14 protein-coding genes are annotated in these 16,536 nt (G+C 56.2%); 3 read left to right on the forward strand and 11 right to left on the reverse strand.

The window, feature by feature from the left end:
- Together IE087_RS22085 and IE087_RS22090 are read right to left on the reverse strand one after the other, a co-directional pair.
- Positions 1-1,836, reverse strand: a complete 1,836-nt coding sequence (locus IE087_RS22085; protein ID WP_189371749.1) for a tetratricopeptide repeat-containing sulfotransferase family protein — start codon at positions 1,834-1,836, stop codon at positions 1-3.
- A 125-nt stretch (positions 1,837-1,961) separates the two neighbouring features.
- On the reverse strand, positions 1,962-3,017 hold the full coding sequence (locus tag IE087_RS22090; protein WP_189371750.1) for a Hint domain-containing protein: 1,056 nt from the start codon (positions 3,015-3,017) through the stop codon (positions 1,962-1,964).
- A 164-nt stretch (positions 3,018-3,181) separates the two neighbouring features.
- On the opposite strand from IE087_RS22090, the gene IE087_RS22095 reads away from it, so the two are divergent.
- Positions 3,182-3,502 (forward strand): DUF6916 family protein, encoded by a 321-nt coding sequence (locus IE087_RS22095; protein ID WP_189371751.1) that lies wholly within the window; start codon positions 3,182-3,184, stop codon positions 3,500-3,502.
- Here the strand turns inward: IE087_RS22095 and IE087_RS22100 are convergent.
- From IE087_RS22100 to IE087_RS22110, 3 genes are read right to left on the reverse strand one after another with little or no spacing between them, the layout of a single operon-like run.
- Positions 3,499-3,993, reverse strand: a complete 495-nt coding sequence (locus IE087_RS22100; protein ID WP_189371752.1) for a GNAT family N-acetyltransferase — start codon at positions 3,991-3,993, stop codon at positions 3,499-3,501. The two genes, IE087_RS22095 and IE087_RS22100, sit on opposite strands and share 4 nt — an antisense overlap.
- Before the next feature lie 52 nt (positions 3,994-4,045).
- On the reverse strand, positions 4,046-4,510 hold the full coding sequence (locus IE087_RS22105) for a DUF6916 family protein (protein ID WP_189371753.1): 465 nt from the start codon (positions 4,508-4,510) through the stop codon (positions 4,046-4,048).
- Between the two features lie 26 nt (positions 4,511-4,536).
- Positions 4,537-5,127, reverse strand: a complete 591-nt coding sequence (locus IE087_RS22110; RefSeq protein ID WP_189371754.1) for a phage tail protein — start codon at positions 5,125-5,127, stop codon at positions 4,537-4,539.
- Positions 5,128-5,327: 200 nt separating this feature from the next.
- Here IE087_RS22110 and IE087_RS22115 point away from each other — a divergent pair, with 200 nt between their 5' ends.
- The gene (locus IE087_RS22115; RefSeq protein ID WP_189371755.1) at positions 5,328-8,165 is read left to right on the forward strand and encodes a tetratricopeptide repeat protein; all 2,838 of its coding nucleotides are present in this window, start codon (positions 5,328-5,330) and stop codon (positions 8,163-8,165) included.
- 225 nt (positions 8,166-8,390) lie between these two features.
- Positions 8,391-9,623 carry an ATP-binding protein gene (locus tag IE087_RS22120; protein WP_189371756.1) on the forward strand — a complete coding sequence of 411 codons (1,233 nt, stop codon included), beginning with the start codon at positions 8,391-8,393 and terminating at the stop codon, positions 9,621-9,623.
- 222 nt (positions 9,624-9,845) lie between these two features.
- Here IE087_RS22120 and IE087_RS22125 read toward each other — a convergent pair whose 3' ends face one another.
- The 6 genes from IE087_RS22125 to IE087_RS22150 all read right to left on the reverse strand — a co-directional run bounded on the left by IE087_RS22125 (position 9,846) and on the right by IE087_RS22150 (position 16,516).
- Entirely contained in the window at positions 9,846-10,241 is a 396-nt protein-coding gene (locus tag IE087_RS22125; protein WP_229801535.1) for a hypothetical protein, read from the reverse strand.
- Positions 10,242-10,598: 357 nt separating this feature from the next.
- Positions 10,599-11,612 carry an NAD-dependent epimerase/dehydratase family protein gene (locus tag IE087_RS22130; RefSeq protein ID WP_189371758.1) on the reverse strand — a complete coding sequence of 338 codons (1,014 nt, stop codon included), beginning with the start codon at positions 11,610-11,612 and terminating at the stop codon, positions 10,599-10,601.
- Complete coding sequence (locus IE087_RS22135; protein WP_189371759.1) at positions 11,605-12,930, reverse strand: UDP-glucose dehydrogenase family protein; 1,326 nt, start codon at positions 12,928-12,930, stop codon at positions 11,605-11,607. Before IE087_RS22135 ends, IE087_RS22130 begins: the two co-directional genes overlap by 8 nt.
- Positions 12,931-13,026: 96 nt before the next feature.
- Complete coding sequence (locus tag IE087_RS22140) at positions 13,027-13,971, reverse strand: glycosyltransferase (protein WP_189371760.1); 945 nt, start codon at positions 13,969-13,971, stop codon at positions 13,027-13,029.
- Between the two features lie 5 nt (positions 13,972-13,976).
- Positions 13,977-15,197: a glycosyltransferase gene (locus tag IE087_RS22145; protein ID WP_189371761.1), complete on the reverse strand. Its 1,221-nt coding sequence runs from the start codon at positions 15,195-15,197 to the stop codon at positions 13,977-13,979.
- Positions 15,194-16,516 carry a glycosyltransferase gene (locus tag IE087_RS22150; protein ID WP_229801536.1) on the reverse strand — a complete coding sequence of 441 codons (1,323 nt, stop codon included), beginning with the start codon at positions 16,514-16,516 and terminating at the stop codon, positions 15,194-15,196. The genes IE087_RS22145 and IE087_RS22150 overlap by 4 nt, the downstream gene beginning before the upstream one ends.
- Between the last annotated feature and the right edge of the window lie 20 nt (positions 16,517-16,536).

Here is a 16,536-nt window from a genome sequence, read left to right on the forward strand (position 1 = left end):
CTAGCCCTCCAAGCCACAGATTTTTCGATCCTCTGGCGACAGATGATCGCCCAACTGTTCCGCCATATCCTGCAGCAACGGGCCGTACCGTTTCCACTTGGCCACGGACGAAGAGTAGATTGGCTGCCGCACCTGGCTGACGGACGCCGTATTCACCGCACGCAATGACTTGGTGTGGTCCAGCATGGATTCATCAAAATCCAGCCCAACAAAGCGAGTTACATCGCGCATCTGCCCTTCGGGGTCCGCCACAACCTGTTCATACTCAACAAATCGCGCCTGCTTGGGCAGGGTGGAAACGTAGTGGTTCGCAGTCCTGTCAAACTGCTTGTAGATCGAAACCAGCGTGTCGATCCGCGTCGAATAGGGCTGGTGAGCACCAAAATTCTGCATCAGGTTTGACAGCAGGTTGTCCATTGGATGCCTGCGCATGATCAGGATCTTGGCGCGCGGAAAGGCAAGCGCGAGGATACCCGCGTACAGATAGTTGTTTGGCATCTTGTCAGACACGTATTCTGACTTCAGCCCCTCGCCATGCAGGAAGGTCTGGTAGTGTTCCGCAAAGGCCGTCAGCATGTCATCGGTGACAGAACTGTCCTTTGCCTCTTTCTCCAGGACTTTCAAAAGTCCGGGGCTTCTTTGGAAAGCAAAAGTGGTCGCCATCAGCTCTCCACCTGCCTGAACCTGCGGGTGACGCGAGAACATTTGATCCATCAAGGTCGTGCCTGAACGGGGCATGCCACAGATAAAGATCGGTGCGACATCGTGGAGGCCTGCATCGCGATGCTGTTCAACGAAGGCAGGCGTGACAAGCGATCGCATCCGCTCGTGCCGCGCATCATGAGTGTCCTGATCAAAAGGATGTATCTCAGCCGTCAGGGCGTTTGCCCTGCGGAAGTCGGCAATGGCCGTTTCTTCGTCGCGCAGGTCGTCTGCCGCTTTGCCCATAGCAAAAAGAAGGTTGATCTTCTGCTCGTTTGGCAGGTCATCCAGTCTTTGTGCGTATTGCTTCATCAACTGGTATTCTGGGCTGTCTTCCTTGGTTTTGCGCAGGTTGATCAGCAGACACAACGCCGGAAGGCCAGCACCACGCATCTTGGTCACATTCAAAAGGGCCGTCGCCGCTTCATCCATGCGGCCAAGTGCAGCCAGTATTCTTCCCAGATACGTCCAAGCCTCAGCCGCATCTGGTGCCAGTTCAATGGCGCGGCGGGCATGGTGCTCTGCCGCTTCATGCCGCTCGGCACGGAACAGGGCATGGGCCAGATTGACATGAGCGGCAATGGATTGCGGATCCAGCGCCAGCGCGCGAAACAGAGGATCAATGGCGCGCTGAAACCGGCGGCTGCGAATGAACGCTTGCGCCAGGTTCAGGTGCACGTCCAACATATCACCATCCAGTGCCGCGGCGCGGCTCAGCGTCCCGATCGCCTCATCATACTGTTCCTTGACGACCAGTGCCGCTCCAAGGTTCGCATGGGCAAGGGCAAGGTTCGGGGCCATCTCGGTCGCTGACCGGAACTTTGGGATCGCCTCGTCGATCTTCCCATCCCGCGCAAGGAAGCTGCCGTGGTCGAGCAATGCCAGAACGTTGCCGCTGTCGTTGTCAGCCACCAACTCCAACAACTCCATCCCCATGTCCTTCTCACCCTGGTGCAACAGGTTCAACCCCTTGAGATGCAACAGCTGCGGATGGTTTTCGAATTCAGCGAGAAGGGTATCAAGCGATTGCCCGGCCTCGTCATAGCGGCCAGCGTTTTGGTGGCGCTGGATGCGCGCAACGTCTTCGTTCAGTTGCTTGAGCCTGTCGGCGTCGGGAAGTGTTGGCGAAGTCATAAAAAGCTCTTTTGCGCTGTCAAACCGGGCTTGCCACATACTGCGTTATGGTAACGGCACCAGCAAGCCGGATAACGAAAAAGGGCCCGCAGAAGCGAGCCCTTAATCATGTAAATTCTACTGGTTCAGGCGACCTTGCGTCCTGCGGTCAGACCAAGTGCATCGGCGCGGTCAGACAGGGCGCGTACGACATCCTGTGGCACCATGCGGCTTGCAACAATCCGTGGTACCGACATCTCGGGGATGATCGGCGCATCTGCCTGTTCGTGGCCATTGATGAATGCGTCGCGACCAACGGCATCCAGATAGGTTTCCGATGCCGCATCCTCGGCCAGCACCAGTTCGTGCGCGCCGGTGTCGATATGATAGTAGGTGAACCCGTCCATCGGCATCTGTGCAACCTGATAGATCGAACGCCCATTCACCAGCGCCGTTGCGTTGTACAGAATGCCGTCGATCTCCATGGCGTGGTCGGGCGACACAAACAGGTCGCGTGACGGAACATTTGGAGCGATAGAACCAGTCGCAAAGCAGATAGGATTTGCCTTGGCCGGTGTCGCAGTGCTGGTGTCGATGGGCTGGATGCCGAGCCAGCGCACGGTCGTCGTGCCGCCATCTGCGGTCAGGATCTCGTCGCCGGGTTGCAGCGTTTCAACAGCAACGCGGCCTGCCGGTGTCGCAATGCCGGTGCCCTCAAGGTAGCAGGTGATCGCTGCTGTAACGCTGTCGATTGTGATGGCATTCGATCCAGCTCCGGTCGCTGTAAAGCGAACTTCGCTGTAGTTTTCCGTCGTCGGAACGCTGATCGCCGCGCCTGCCGCGCCCGCAGAGACCGTCGTGACAAGGTTCAGGGCGGTATTCGTTTCATGTACAAGGGTGACGTTCCACGTGCCTGAAACATAGGTCCCAAGGTTGAGGGTCACGCTTCCCATACCCGTTGGACCGATGTTATTCAGTGCCTGCGTCGGATTCAGTGCCAGAACAAACGCACCGCCCGCCACGGTGTCCGTGATCGAGATTTGGTTAACCACCGAAAACTGTGCGTTCAAAACCCCGCTGTTGCCGCTTGTGCTCAGCGTGAAATTGACCGGGCTTCCCGATGACGTGTCAGTGAAGTTGATCGAGAAAGTTGATCCAGTTCCAGCAACTGCCGAACCAGTGATAAAATCGAAGGTGGGCATTGCGCGTCCCTACTGTTACAAATTGTTAACGCAGCCTTAAGGCAAGATAAGTGATTACGCCAACGAAAAACTGTGATTTTCAACCACGTGTTGTGTGATACGGCGGGAAACTGTCAAAACAAGTGCCTTGTGCGCCCTGCGCGCAACTGTTGGCTGAACCGAATATGAGCGACATCTTGAAACTGACTTCAGACCTTTTCGAACCCCATGTTGGCGCAGACCTGATTGTCCACTTAGATGATGGAGCACCTTTTCCCATAACCCTGACCAAGGTCACGGGAGCTGGCAATCCGGTGTCCGAAGATGAAAAAAGCGGGGGCGCGGCTCACACTGCGTTCGTTCTGGATTTGAAGGGTCCGGTCGAACCGGTTCTGCCATCCCTGACCTTTCCAGTGTCAGCTGAAAACATACCGCCCACTCCTGTCTTCATCAGTGCGCATGCGCAGGATGAGGGTGGCACATACTATTCCATAGTCATCAGCTAGGATCCGGACCAAACCATCGAAGCAAACGGTACGTTTCGGTCGGTGACTTCAAAACCAAACCGCGCATAGAGCTTTTCGGCACGTTGCCCGCTCAGGACTTTGAGCGACAGGCGAACACTCCGATTTTGAGCAGCTTCACACAGAGACTGTAGCACGTTGCTGCCAATGCCCTTCGACTGCATGCTTGGCACAATCGCGAAGTCGATCATGTGCACCGGATCGCTTGAGAAGTCGACATAAAGCCGCCCAACCGGCTGACCATCTTTCAACAGGATCATGTTGACCGCCAGTGGAAAAGCCCGCTTGTACTCTTGGACCTGGGCATTGTGTTGCTGTTCAAGCATCTGCAGCAGGGCAGGTTCAGGTAAGGGCAAAGACCCCATGGCTTGTCGCTGCACCTGCATGAACAGGTCGCGCAGGAAAGGTGCATACTGCGATGATGCAAGTGTCACATCACAATCAGCAACGGACAAATGCCAAGCATCAGCCATCAAGTATCCCGTGTAAGGGTAGGGGACCCGCCCGTGCGAATCCCCGATTGCGTCAGTTTAAAACCATTTCGATCTCAAACCCTCCACCGCTCTGCGGAAGCGTCTTGAGATAAGCTTGAATTGTTCCGATCTTGGGGTGCGATACCGTGCGGACGGAATCCTCAGATGCGGCCAGTAGCTGGGCGTCAGGTCCATCAAAGGTCGCGAGCACACCAGTCCGGCGTTTAAGATGCGCGGGACGGGCCGGATCTGCTTCTGGTGAAACAACCTCAACCAGTCTTAGAGCCAGTGTTCCGTGTTCCTCTGTTCGCACGCGAAAGCGTTGACCAACAAAGGGTTCCAGTTCATCTGCTGTTGCCGTGGGCCAACGCGCCGGCGCAACAGGCCGCTGTGGTGCAGCACGAGGTGACACTGCTGCCGCACCAACCGAGGCCGACACTGGCAAGGCCAATCCACCAACGATGGCGGTCTTTGCTGCCAGCACCATTCGACGCGTCCATCCGAAAATCTCTACCATGTCGCTCTCCTATACCAGCCTGCACATCAGCTGCGCGATGGGAAGATGCCGAACAAGCAAATGATGTAATTGACGCATTGGAAAGGCTGCACGTTCGTATGTGACAGGTTTCCTCCAACATTCTGTTCGGTAACCGCCACGTTAACATCGACTTGAACGTCGACCATTGCGGGATCCATGACCACGTCTTCTGCCGGTGCATTGGCCCGGAAAATGTTGGTTCCGCCGGCCAGCATGTTTCCAGCGGGTGTCGAGACGTTGCCGGCACGGCTCTCTGCCCGCATTTGAGATGTCGTGTTCGTTGTCGCTGTTGCTGATGGAAAATGGTTGTGTGACGGAATCTGCGTCGTATTGAGCGTGACGTTCTCAACACCTCCGCGTTGTCCAAGGCTTCGGCTCGTCAGTCCCGGACCATGCCCAGGGTGCATAGCGACACGTCCGCGCAGGTCAGGCAATGCAAATGTCGTACGTCCATCACCACCATAAGTTGTGCCAATAATTGAAAAAAGTGCGGTATTTGAAGAGATCGCCAGAAGCTGACCATCGCAAAAGGCCCACGCACGCGGCGCAAAGTTCCCGCCGAACATCATAATTTGTGCAATATATGCATCTGACATAGAATTTTTCCCCAGAAAACTAAAAGTGGTGGGTCAACGGTAAAGATCGCAATGCCGATCTGTAAAGAACTATTCCTGGTTGTGAGGAGTTATGTTTTGTTTTTCTGTGATCCTTGCAGCAGCGGCGGCGGCGTGCATAAACAGGCTTTTATCGCTCAATCGGGCATCTCACCCTATTCAGACAATGCAGTTGGGCAATTATGACGTCACAACCAGAACCCGGCGCGTTGATGACAGAACTGCGCCGCATGCACCAAAACGGCGACCATGCAGCGGCGGCGGACATACTTGAACGCATCCTGGTCAATCATCCGACGTTCATGCCCGCGCGCCGGTGGCAAATTGATCAGCTTTTGATCGAAGGCAAAGCCGAACAGGCGCTTGTTCAGGCGCGCGAAACGCTGTTCCACTTTCCAGAAATGCGCGCCATGGCGACAACACGGCAAGCAACGGCGCTGGACCGTTTGGGTCAGCCGGGCGCAGCCGTCAAGGTGCTGATGAAGCTGCACGAGGACGGAGTGCAAGACGTGCCCGCGACGGCGCTGTTGGGATCACTCTTGCTGCGCGGCGGGTCTCTCAATCGCGCGGAACGTTTGTTCAACGAAATACGCGGCAACGAACCCGCGCACCCGGGGGCAATGCGCGGGCTGATTGATATCGCAATCAAAAGGTCCAAGGCACAAACTGGGCTGATGCTGTGTCAGGATGCGGAAAAACTGGACTGCCTGCCTGCATCTGTCCTGCAAACACGCCGCGCCAAATGCCTTGGGCTGATGGGCAAGAACGACGAAGCGATCGCAGTTCTGGCGGAACATGTGAAAAGCGGCACAGCAGACGCGGAAAGTCGGATGGCACTGGCCCGACTGTACCAGAGCGCCGGGGATATTGACGCAGCACGCAAGACTTTTGACGACTTGCTCGCCGAAGCGCCCGATCATGTTCCGGCCGTACAAGCCCAGGTGGCGCTTCTGCATCAATTGGGCGCGTACCAGCAGGCCATCGATGTTTGCGACAAAGCAATCGAGCGCGCCAATCCCGTGCCCGAAGTGTTTTGCCTCAGACGGGCACAGATGTTGATCGCCGCGGAACGCGCCACCGACGCGATTGCTGCACTTGAGCTCGCCATCGCGGACAGTGATGCACCGTGCAAACTGCTGTTGGAACTTGCACGGGCCCATACTCAAGCAGGCGATCTGGCCAAGGCGGGCTCGGTCTTTGAAGCAAGTCAGCAATACGACGAGACCTATGTGTCTGCCACTCTGGGCCGCGTGGAGCTTGCTGAAAGGGCGGGGCAGCATGAACAGGCGGTGACGCTTTTGCAGGACGCGCACGAGTCGGGGTGCGATCCCGATCCAGAGCTGACGCTGGCCCTTTGCGATACCTTGGTCCGCAGCACTCAGACCAAAGACATCGCGGAATTGCTGAGCAAATTGGCAAGCAAACCAGCCAGGCTAAACGATGCACAAATTGAGCATGTTCTGAGTCTGGCTGAACGACAGACCCTGCCGGATATCACTCCAAAACTGATCGGCGACCTGACGCGACGTGAAACCATTTCGCTGGGTCTGGCAAACTGGCTGCTGAAACTCGCGCACGTCACCGCGGACAAAGAGGTTTTGTACGATGTGAGTGAAGCCCTATCCGCCAAGCTCGCGCCCGCGCTGCGGGACGAATTCAGAATTGACGCTGTGGGCATAACCGAAGGACCCGAGGCTGCTGTGGCACACGCACGCCGCATCCTGTCCGGTCGCGCAACACCGCGCAACGCCATTCTTGTCGGTCGATATCTTGCAGATTCCGGACAAACCATTCTCGCCAAACGCTACCTCAGACGTGCTGCGCGGAAGTGGCCGGGGCATCGTGCTTTGAATGCACTGTATGTTCATGTGTGTGGCGTAGCCCGGGACTACATGGCCGGACATGCGCATCTTGACTACTTGACGGCCCGAAATCCCGGCCTTGATGTCGAACGTGAGCGGCTCATGCTGATGCATGCGCAGGGGGCAACACCCGACGTTCTGGAACGTGCAACACGCCGCCAAGACAGTGGCAAGCCGGGCCTCCATCAACGCCAATACCTCGACCTTTGCCTTGCGTGCGGTGATCTGGACCTTGCCCTGGCGACACAGCGCAAAATTCGCAACGATCCGAAAAGCACAAGCCGGGTCGCCGCCCACTTCACAACCGGTCTGCATGGTCGCATGCTTACGGATCTCCAAGTCTATCGCACACTTGAAGCACGCGACTCTGGGCCAGCGAAAACCATCGAAAACAAGCTTGCAGAACAATACTATTTTCCGGCCAAACAGCTTGTAGACAGGTGGGCCGACACGCTTTGGGGTGCTGACAGTAAGAGGGACGCGCCAATTCCAAAACGCATCTTTCAATACTGGGACACCGACACCGTGCCCAAAGACGTTGCAGCACTGATCGAGGGTTGGAAGAAAACCCCGGATTTCGAACACGTGCTGTTGAACAGAACCAGCGCGATGACCCTGTTGCGCAGTCAGTTCGGACAGCGCGCCATCATTGCTTTTCAACGGGCACGGCATGTCACCGAGGAAAGCGATTTGCTGCGACTGTGCCTGATCTTCAAATTCGGAGGGATCTACAGTGATGCAGACGACAGCGCGGTTGGTGACATCAACGCACTGGCGCGCATTGGGTCAGGTTTGGTCGTTACGCGTGAACCCATCGGCGCAATCGCCAACAACACGTTGATCGCCCCGCCGGGCAACCCGATTCTACGTATCGCACTTCAGATGACAATCCGCGCGCTGATCGCGCGGGATGCAGATGGCGCGTGGTTCAAGTCCGGCCCGGGAATGCTGACACGCGCCGCCGCAGTCTACCTGCGTGACGCTGACCCGGACGAGGCGCGCAGAAACCTGACACTTTTGGACGGAACGCTGCTCCGGAAATTCATCCAGCCGCATATTCGTTTGCCCTACAAGAAGACGGTCAAATACTGGAACGCGCAGGACAAGGAGGTGAGCCAGAAAGTGCTTGCCAGTTTGTCGGAGTTTTCAAAGACGTGAAATGGCCGAACCCGTTGGACAGATGACGCTGTGTTCAACATGATTGGTCACCGATCATACAGCGTGTCTTTGATAGTGAAATCGTTGAGCACGAGGCCGACATGAACCCCTTTGCTCACATGATCCGATTTCATCTGGTCAGGCATCAACTTGCAGGTCGCCGAATGTTGACTTTCAATTGGTCGGCACATTACTTTCAATTGGTCGGTCATGGAAAGGCACTGCATGTACCCAAGATTCGCGCGCGATCGGATTAGCGAAGCGTTGGCAGACACCCGCGTCGTGATGATCGCCGGGCCGCGGCAATCTGGCAAGACGACGCTTGCGATGAAATTCGCCAACAATGAAATCCCTTATCTGACGCTTGATGATGCCACCGTTCTGAGGGCAGCCCAAGACGACCCTGTAGGCTTCGTCCGTGGCTTGGACCGCGCCGTGATCGACGAGGTTCAGCGTGCGCCCGATCTGTTGCTGGCGATCAAGGCGTCCGTTGATGATGACCCGTCACCGGGTCGCTTTCTACTAACCGGCTCGGCCAACCTGATGACCCTACCGAAGGTGGCGGATTCACTGGCGGGGCGAATGGAGGTGGTGCGCCTACTGCCGTTGTCACAAGCCGAAATCCTCGATCAGCGGTCAGGCGTCATCGACACCGCTTTTTCTGGCGAGGCTCCGCAAGCTGGGACATCCTTGGTGGGGCAGGCGCTCGTTGACCGGGTTCTGGCCGGGGGATACCCCGAAGCACTGGGGCGCGCACGGTGGCCCCGTCGACAGGATTGGTATCACGACTATCTCGATGCCATCGTGCAGCGCGACGTCCGGGACGTTGCACAAATCGAGCAACTGGCACTGATGCCCCGCCTCTTGTCGGTGCTGGCCGAACATTCGGGGCAATTGGTAAATTACTCGCGCATCGGTGCCGCGCTTGGGCTGAACCATGTGACGACACAGAAATACATGCGCGTGTTCGAGGCTCTCTACCTGACCCACAGTCTGCAGCCATGGTTCAGCAACCGTATCAAGCGGATCACGAAGTCCCCAAAACTGCATTTTCTGGATGCCGGCCTGCTCGCGGCGATGCGGGATGTTTCCCCAGACCGGGTTGCGCGGGACCGAACGGTGTTCGGGTCAATCCTTGAAACCTTCGTGTTCGGCGAACTGCGTAAAATCGCGTCCTGGAGCAACCAGCGCTGCACATTCTCGCACTTTCGCGACAAGGATAAGAACGAGGTCGACATCGTCCTTGAAAACCGCAAGGGCGAGGTGGTTGGGATCGAAATCAAGGCATCCGCCACGGTCAAACCCGCCGATTTCTCCGGCCTACGTAAATTGGCAGGCGCGTGTGGATCCAGCTTTGTCCAAGGCCTTGTCCTGTATGACCACGACAAGGTGGTGCCGTTTGGCGAAAACCTGTTTGCCACGCCGATATCGAGCCTTTGGCAGGGTGGCCAGACCTAGCCATCAGCGTCAGAAACTACGATGCAGTTCAGTTCCGACCGTTATGAAAGCCCTTTAATTTTGGAAACTGGTAGGTCAACGGTGTCACTGTGCCAAATCTTCATTTGATGAGACGAAGAAAGGGATCGCCGCCGTCCCGGTCGCCAACGCATGCTTCGCGGATTTTGCTGCCGTTGTGCGTTTTGCCAGACTGAATCTTTCAATAGAAATTGGAAATCTGAACTACGCCGTCACTGCGGGCTGCACCCATTCCAAATAGATTGCACGTAACGCCTGTGAAAATGCCTCTTCCGATTGAGAAAACCCTTCGAGCGCGGACCTAAAGTGTGGGATTTTTTCAGCTAAATTCTGATTGGCTAGCCTAGTTGCAAATTTCCCCTCTCTTGAAGTCACAACATCTGCATGGGTAGAATTATCTATTGCTGACATGAGGTTGACGAGTATGGCGACAATCACGCCTCGCCGTTCGAACTCTGACAGGTGGTTGTGCTCGAGGTAGCTCCAAGGATCAAACGAAAACGATGCGGCGATTGGGTCCCCGAAGTCGCCATCGTATGAAGCAATCTCACGGTACATTGCGTGAATTTCAGTTTCCAAAGACACAACGTTGAATCCCATTCATAGTCAGCGGGCTGTGCTGCTTCGGAAGTCTCGGATAAACTCATCGAATGTTCAACATGGGCTCAAACTGGACCTTCTCCGCACACACACAACGGCCGATGGTGTGGCATGATGCGTTGGCTGCGAAAAAGCCTCTGTCTGCAGCAGCGTTCCGCCACCAGCCAAGTCACTGGTTTTCAATATGTTGAACCAACGCAAAAAAACCCGAGACAAAAAACTGCATGAAAATCAGCTACGTAGATGTTTCACCTGGGGAGGGGCCTTGGCCTACAGATCAAGGCAGAGTTCACGTTTGAGGGACATTTGTGAACGTGCTCGGAGGCACAAAGCATCCTGTAATCTATCTTATGTTAACTAAGTGCGATAGTAGTCGCGGTACCAGGCCACAAAACGCGCAACACCTTCTTGCACACTCACTTGCGGCGCGTATCCGGTCAGTGATGTCAGCAGGCTACTGTTGGCCCATGTCGCCGGCACGTCACCCGGCTGCATATCCATCATATTTTTTTGCGCCGTCTGACCGATTGCATCTTCGATGGCGGCAACAAAATCCATCAAACGCACGGGTTCGGAATTGCCGATGTTCACAACACGGAACGGCGCAACCGGCGACAGACTGTCTCCCGGCATAATGTCATCGGGACTTGCCGGTCGCGCGGGCGGCACATCAATCAAGCCTCGGATTCCTGCAACCAGATCATCAATATACGTGAAATCCCGACGCATTTCCCCGTGATTGTAGATATCGATCGGATCACCATTCAGGATCGCGCGGGTGAACTTGAAATGCGCCATGTCCGGGCGGCCCCAAGGCCCATAGACCGTAAAAAATCGAAACATCGTAATCGGCGACCCATACAAATGGGCATAGGAATGTGCCATCACCTCGCTCGCCTTCTTGGTGGCGGCATAGAATGACATCTGGTGGTCCGCGCGGTGATCCTCGGCATAGGGCATTTCGGTGTTGGCGCCATAGACGGACGAGGTCGACGCGATCAGCACGTGCTGGCATGGGGTCGCGCGCACGGCCTCCAAAAGGTTGAACGTGCCGACAAGGTTCGCATCAACATAGGACTTTGGATTTTCGATCGAATATCGAACACCCGCCTGTGCAGCCAAATGCACGATCACATCAGGCCGTTCATTGGCGACAAGGTCATGCAATATGCCATCCGCCTCGATCCGCTCATTCACAGCCCCGAACCCGGCATTCTGCAGCAGCATTTGCTGTCGCCTCTGCTTCAGCGTCACATCGTAGTAGTCAGTCAGGGCATCCAGACCCACAACTTCGAACCCATCCGCCAGCAGGCGTTGGCACAGAAAGTACCCGATAAAGCCCGCCGACCCGGTGACCAGCGCCTTAGGCATCGGCATGCCACGCATCTCGCCCCACACTTTCATAGGCCACGAAACCAGCGCGTTTGGCATCGCGGGCCGAATAGATGTTCCGCAGATCGGCCAGACGTGGCACCGTCATCTTGCGTGCAACTTTCTTCAGATCCAATGCGCGGAATTCATTCCATTCCGTCAGGATCACCAACAGGTCTGCATTTTGTGAGGCTTTGTACGCATCCTCGACCCAGTGCACACCGGGCAACAGCGCTTCGCCCTCGTGCTTGCCTTGCGGGTCAGTGACACGCACCTTTGCCCCTGCCCCGATCAGTGCCGGAATGATGGTCAAGCTTGGCGCATCGCGCATGTCATCCGTGTTGGGTTTGAACGTCACGCCCAGAACCGCAACAGTCTTGCCCGCCATCTGGCCATCGCACAGATCGAAAATCTTGTCGATCATCCGACGCTTCGTCTCATCGTTGACCTTGATCACGGTCTCGGTGATCTGCATCGGCACCGCGTTTTCTTGCCCGATACGCGCCAGCGCCTTGGTATCCTTGGGAAAGCAAGACCCGCCATAGCCGGGACCGGCATGGAGGAACTTGTTGCCGATCCGTCCATCCAGCCCCATGCCCTTGGACACTTGTTTGATGTCCGCACCTGTGCGTTCGCACAGCGCAGCGATTTCATTGATGAACGTGATCTTTGTCGCGAGAAAGGCGTTGGCCGCGTATTTGATCATCTCGGCGCTTTCCAGATCCGTTGTGACAATCGGGAAATCACGCAGGAACAGCGGGCGATAGACTTCGGCCATCACATCAGCGGCGCGGTCCGATTGTACGCCGACAACCACACGATCCGGTTTCATGAAGTCGTCAATGGCCGCCCCTTCGCGCAGGAACTCCGGGTTCGACGCGACATCGAATTCAAGATCAGGATTGGCCTTGCGTACAACCTGCTTGATCTGTCGGTTTGTGCCGACAGGCACAGTCGACTTGGTGACGATGACGACATAGTCCTTTGCAATACCTGCAATATCTTCTGCCGCAGCCATGACATAAGACAAATCCGCGTGGCCATCGCCGCGACGGGTCGGGGTGCCCACAGCGATAAAAACAGCCTCCGCCCCATCAATGGCCCCGGCAAGATCACCGGTAAAGGACAGGCGCCCGGCCTCAACATTCTTGACCATCAACGCATCAAGCCCGGGCTCATAGATCGGCACAACACCTGCGTTCAGTTTCTCGATTTTTTCCGGGTCCTTGTCGACGCAAACGACATCATGCCCGAAATCAGAAAAACAAACGCCCGAAACCAAGCCAACATAGCCCGTGCCGATCACCGCAATCTTCATATCGCCTGCTCCATGGCATTCCTGCTTGCGCTGTTTTGGTCAAAAAAGCACGCAACGCGCAAGTCCGACTGTCGTCACAGGTCAATTGCCCCGCTCTCAGATGCGGCGCAGCACCGCTGCAATCCAAAGGGCTGCCGTGCTGGCCCGTGTCTGTCGATAAAGTCCAAGACGCTGCACAGTGTACAGACGCCGCAACAATGGCAATCGGCGCATCCGGTCGAAAGACTGTAAAACTGTCCGGTTGTCCGCGCTCAGCAATTTCTCATTCGCACGAAGCGCAGCGATATTGACATCATTCCACGCCCGAAAATCGCCCCGCAACAGCATCGCAATGCGCAGCAACCGCGCGCGCGTGGTGTCATTCGCCCCGATTTGATTGGCATCGTGTTGCCGATACAAAAGCCCCGGCTCATCATCATGCAAGACAACCCCACCTGCCCCGGTCACCAATTGATACACCCACCAATCATGCACGACGACCTCATCGACATGCGGCGCGGCTTTCAGCACCAACGCAGATGCGGCCCGGTTCAACACGATCGTGTTTCCGCCTGCGATGTTCTGCACCAATGCGTTCCGAAACCCAGGTGGCTTGGGGCGCGGTGCTGAGAGACGCGGCGCAGATAGGTCTGGTCCCGCGATCAGGCTGCGGCTGCAATATAGGGCCGGCCGTTCGGGGTCGGTGCCTTCAAGATGGTCAAGCGCACGCGCCAGCTTGTGGGGCAACCACTTGTCGTCCTGATCTGCAAAGGCGATACATCCGGCAACGGGCTGTTTTGTGGCAAGGTGGCGCAACAGAAACATAAAGTTGGCTGCCCCACCCAGGCACGGCCCGTGCAAAACGTCGACAGCTCGCTCACCCTGCGCATACTTACGCAAAATATCCGTACTGTCGTCTTGCGATCCATCATCACTGGCGATCAGATGCCAGTCGCTGTGAGTCTGCGCATCAAAACTGTCGAGCTGCCCCTGCAAATGATCAGCGCCGTTAAACACAGCCATAAGGATGTGCACGGTCGTGGCATCTGACCCCTGCCCCATGAGCCCTAAGCCCGCTCGGCCAAAACCGTTTCGACCAAAGCGGCAAAATCCTCGGCCTGTGCATCATAGCTTTGGACCTTGACCGGCTCCGGGAAAGCGGGATGGGCCCGCAAGACAGCGTCTAGCCTTTCGGCCAACACAGATGGTTTCGCACCAATTGGTATCAATTCCGATTCAGGAACAGTGCCGTGTTCTACAGTACCGCCACTGTCGGTTTGTATGATGCTGATGCCACGCGCCAACGCCTCACGAATAGCCAGACCAAAAGTCTCTTTCCATTGCGACATAAATAAAACCACGTCGATCTGAGCATAAAAGGCATCCATCTGGTGCTGGGAAAAACGAGGATACACCTCCCATTCACCCGGCAAATCTGACAGTGACTGGTTCGACCACCAGGACCCGTCCATACTGCCGTCTACAACAAACACCCGAAAATCTTCGCGGTTGAGCGACTTGAACGCCTCACGCATGGTCGGCCACCCCTTGATCTGAGAGGGTCCGCCAAGAAATCCGAATGTCAGCCGCTTGTCCTTTGCCCGGCGCGCCAATTGCGCTTCGGCGAAATCATCACCAGGCAGCCGAACCCCGTTTTCCCACACCACGCTGTGATCCGGGGCAAAACCTGAACTGACACTCAGGTCACGTGCAAAGGCACTTGGATATGTCACACGCGCCGGTAACCGTCCAACATCATGCAAACGGTCCTGCCGTGCCTTGGCTGCGTCAAAATCGTTCACACATCCGCGGCAGTCCTCGATATTGACCGGGCTCTGTCCACAATAGGTCTGTTCCGGCCGGATCATGAATTGCCGCTCGCAAAGCCACCAGAAATCATGGACGGACAGAATGGACGGGATACCCCGGGCCTCGGCGGCCTCAAGCACATCTACCCCCATGTCCTGCAAGCAATGCGCATGTAACAGGTCAGGTTGCAGGTCATCCATGATACTGCCCACGATCTCCGACACGTCGGGATTGGAATAGAGCTGCGCATAGCTGCGCCCATGCGGGACATTGATAACGTAGTTCACAATGCCGTCGCGTTGCGACTTCACGACGGTATAGGTTTGCAATTCTTCCCGGGCGCACAGCGACACGACCGAAACCCTGAACCCACCCCGGCGTAGCAAAGCCTTGGCAACTTCCTCGGCGACAACAGTGGCTCCGCCATATGTAAACGGTGCGAAAAACACATTGGCCAACAAGATATGACGTTCAGTCATCCGTTTATCCATTCCAGCAATTCAGGAGAGATAATGTGATCCTCGGGCTGTGCAGACCACCGTTTTTCTAGTGTCTCGCGAGCCGCACGCCCCATATCAGCGGCGAAACGACGATCTCGGTACAGGGCTGCAAGCCCCTGCTGCCAATCCTCGATGGTATCGGCCACAAACCCGGTCTTTCCCTGTTCAACCATTTGCGCAAGATCACCGACCTGCCCCACGATGGACGGCACGCCGACCGATGAAGCATCAATCACACGCACTGCACTCTTGCAGCGATTGAACAGATCGTCCGCCAATGGCATCACAGCGCAATCCGCGCGCGAAAGCGCTTCGAGATAGGCGTCATAGTCCGAAAACGGAACAACTTCGGTTCTGTCAGCAACGATTTGCGGCAAATGGTTCAAATCGAAATGACCAAGCAACATGAGGCGTCTGTCAGCAGCACCACTGACGAAAGCCTCAATCGCTGGCAGTATAGTCTTGAAGTCGACCTCATGGCCCTGCGAGCCACTTGCAAACGCGACGCGGAAAAGACCGTCATCCAAACGCTCCGATTGCATGGCCCGCGCGCCGTCGCGCAACGTATCTTCGTCTGCAAAGTTGCGACGCACATGGACCGGCCGAACAGAAAGCTGGCTGGCGTGATCTGCCAGTCCAGGCGTCGACATGGAAAGCATGTCCGCACCGTTCATCATGGCCAGATACTTTGGTGCCTCCGACAGGAAATGCACCTTCATCCACGGATCAAGGGCCTGCATGTTGCCGTAAGTTTCATAGGCCGCAATCGAGAATAGCGGGTCGTCGATGTCGTAGAGGATCGGCAACCGCAAACGACGGGCTTCATATCGCAGCATCTCGGTCAATGGGGTGGATTGAAGGCGATATTCGATCAGGTGTGTCGCCTGCGACAGAAGGCGCGTGGCCCGCGGCAAATCCTGGTAGTGTGAATAATCGCAGGACACACCCTGCGCCTGCCAGAACGCGGCCAGCTGCTCAACACGATATTTCCGGCACTGAGGAAGGTTCAGATCCCCAATCAATGCGATGGAACGTCGGTTCTGGTTCAGCATGGGCGCGTCAACGTGAAACGCCTCGCCATGTGCTAATTGTGCCCAAATGCCCTGCAGATACCGATCATCGGGCATATGCACTGGCGCTGGTTCGTGCGTCAGTGATGTGTGCGAGGATCCATTCCAGCGCATGGCAGAATAGGCGCGCAACTTGGCCAACGCGACGCGAAGTCCGTCGTCGCGAACGCTTGTCATGAACCTGCGCATCAACGAAATGCGCAATATCTGCTTCAGAAAACGGAACATTTACTGAGAATCTTTCTCGG

It is taken from the genome of Tateyamaria omphalii (assembly GCF_014651375.1).
Lineage (GTDB): Bacteria > Pseudomonadota > Alphaproteobacteria > Rhodobacterales > Rhodobacteraceae > Tateyamaria > Tateyamaria omphalii.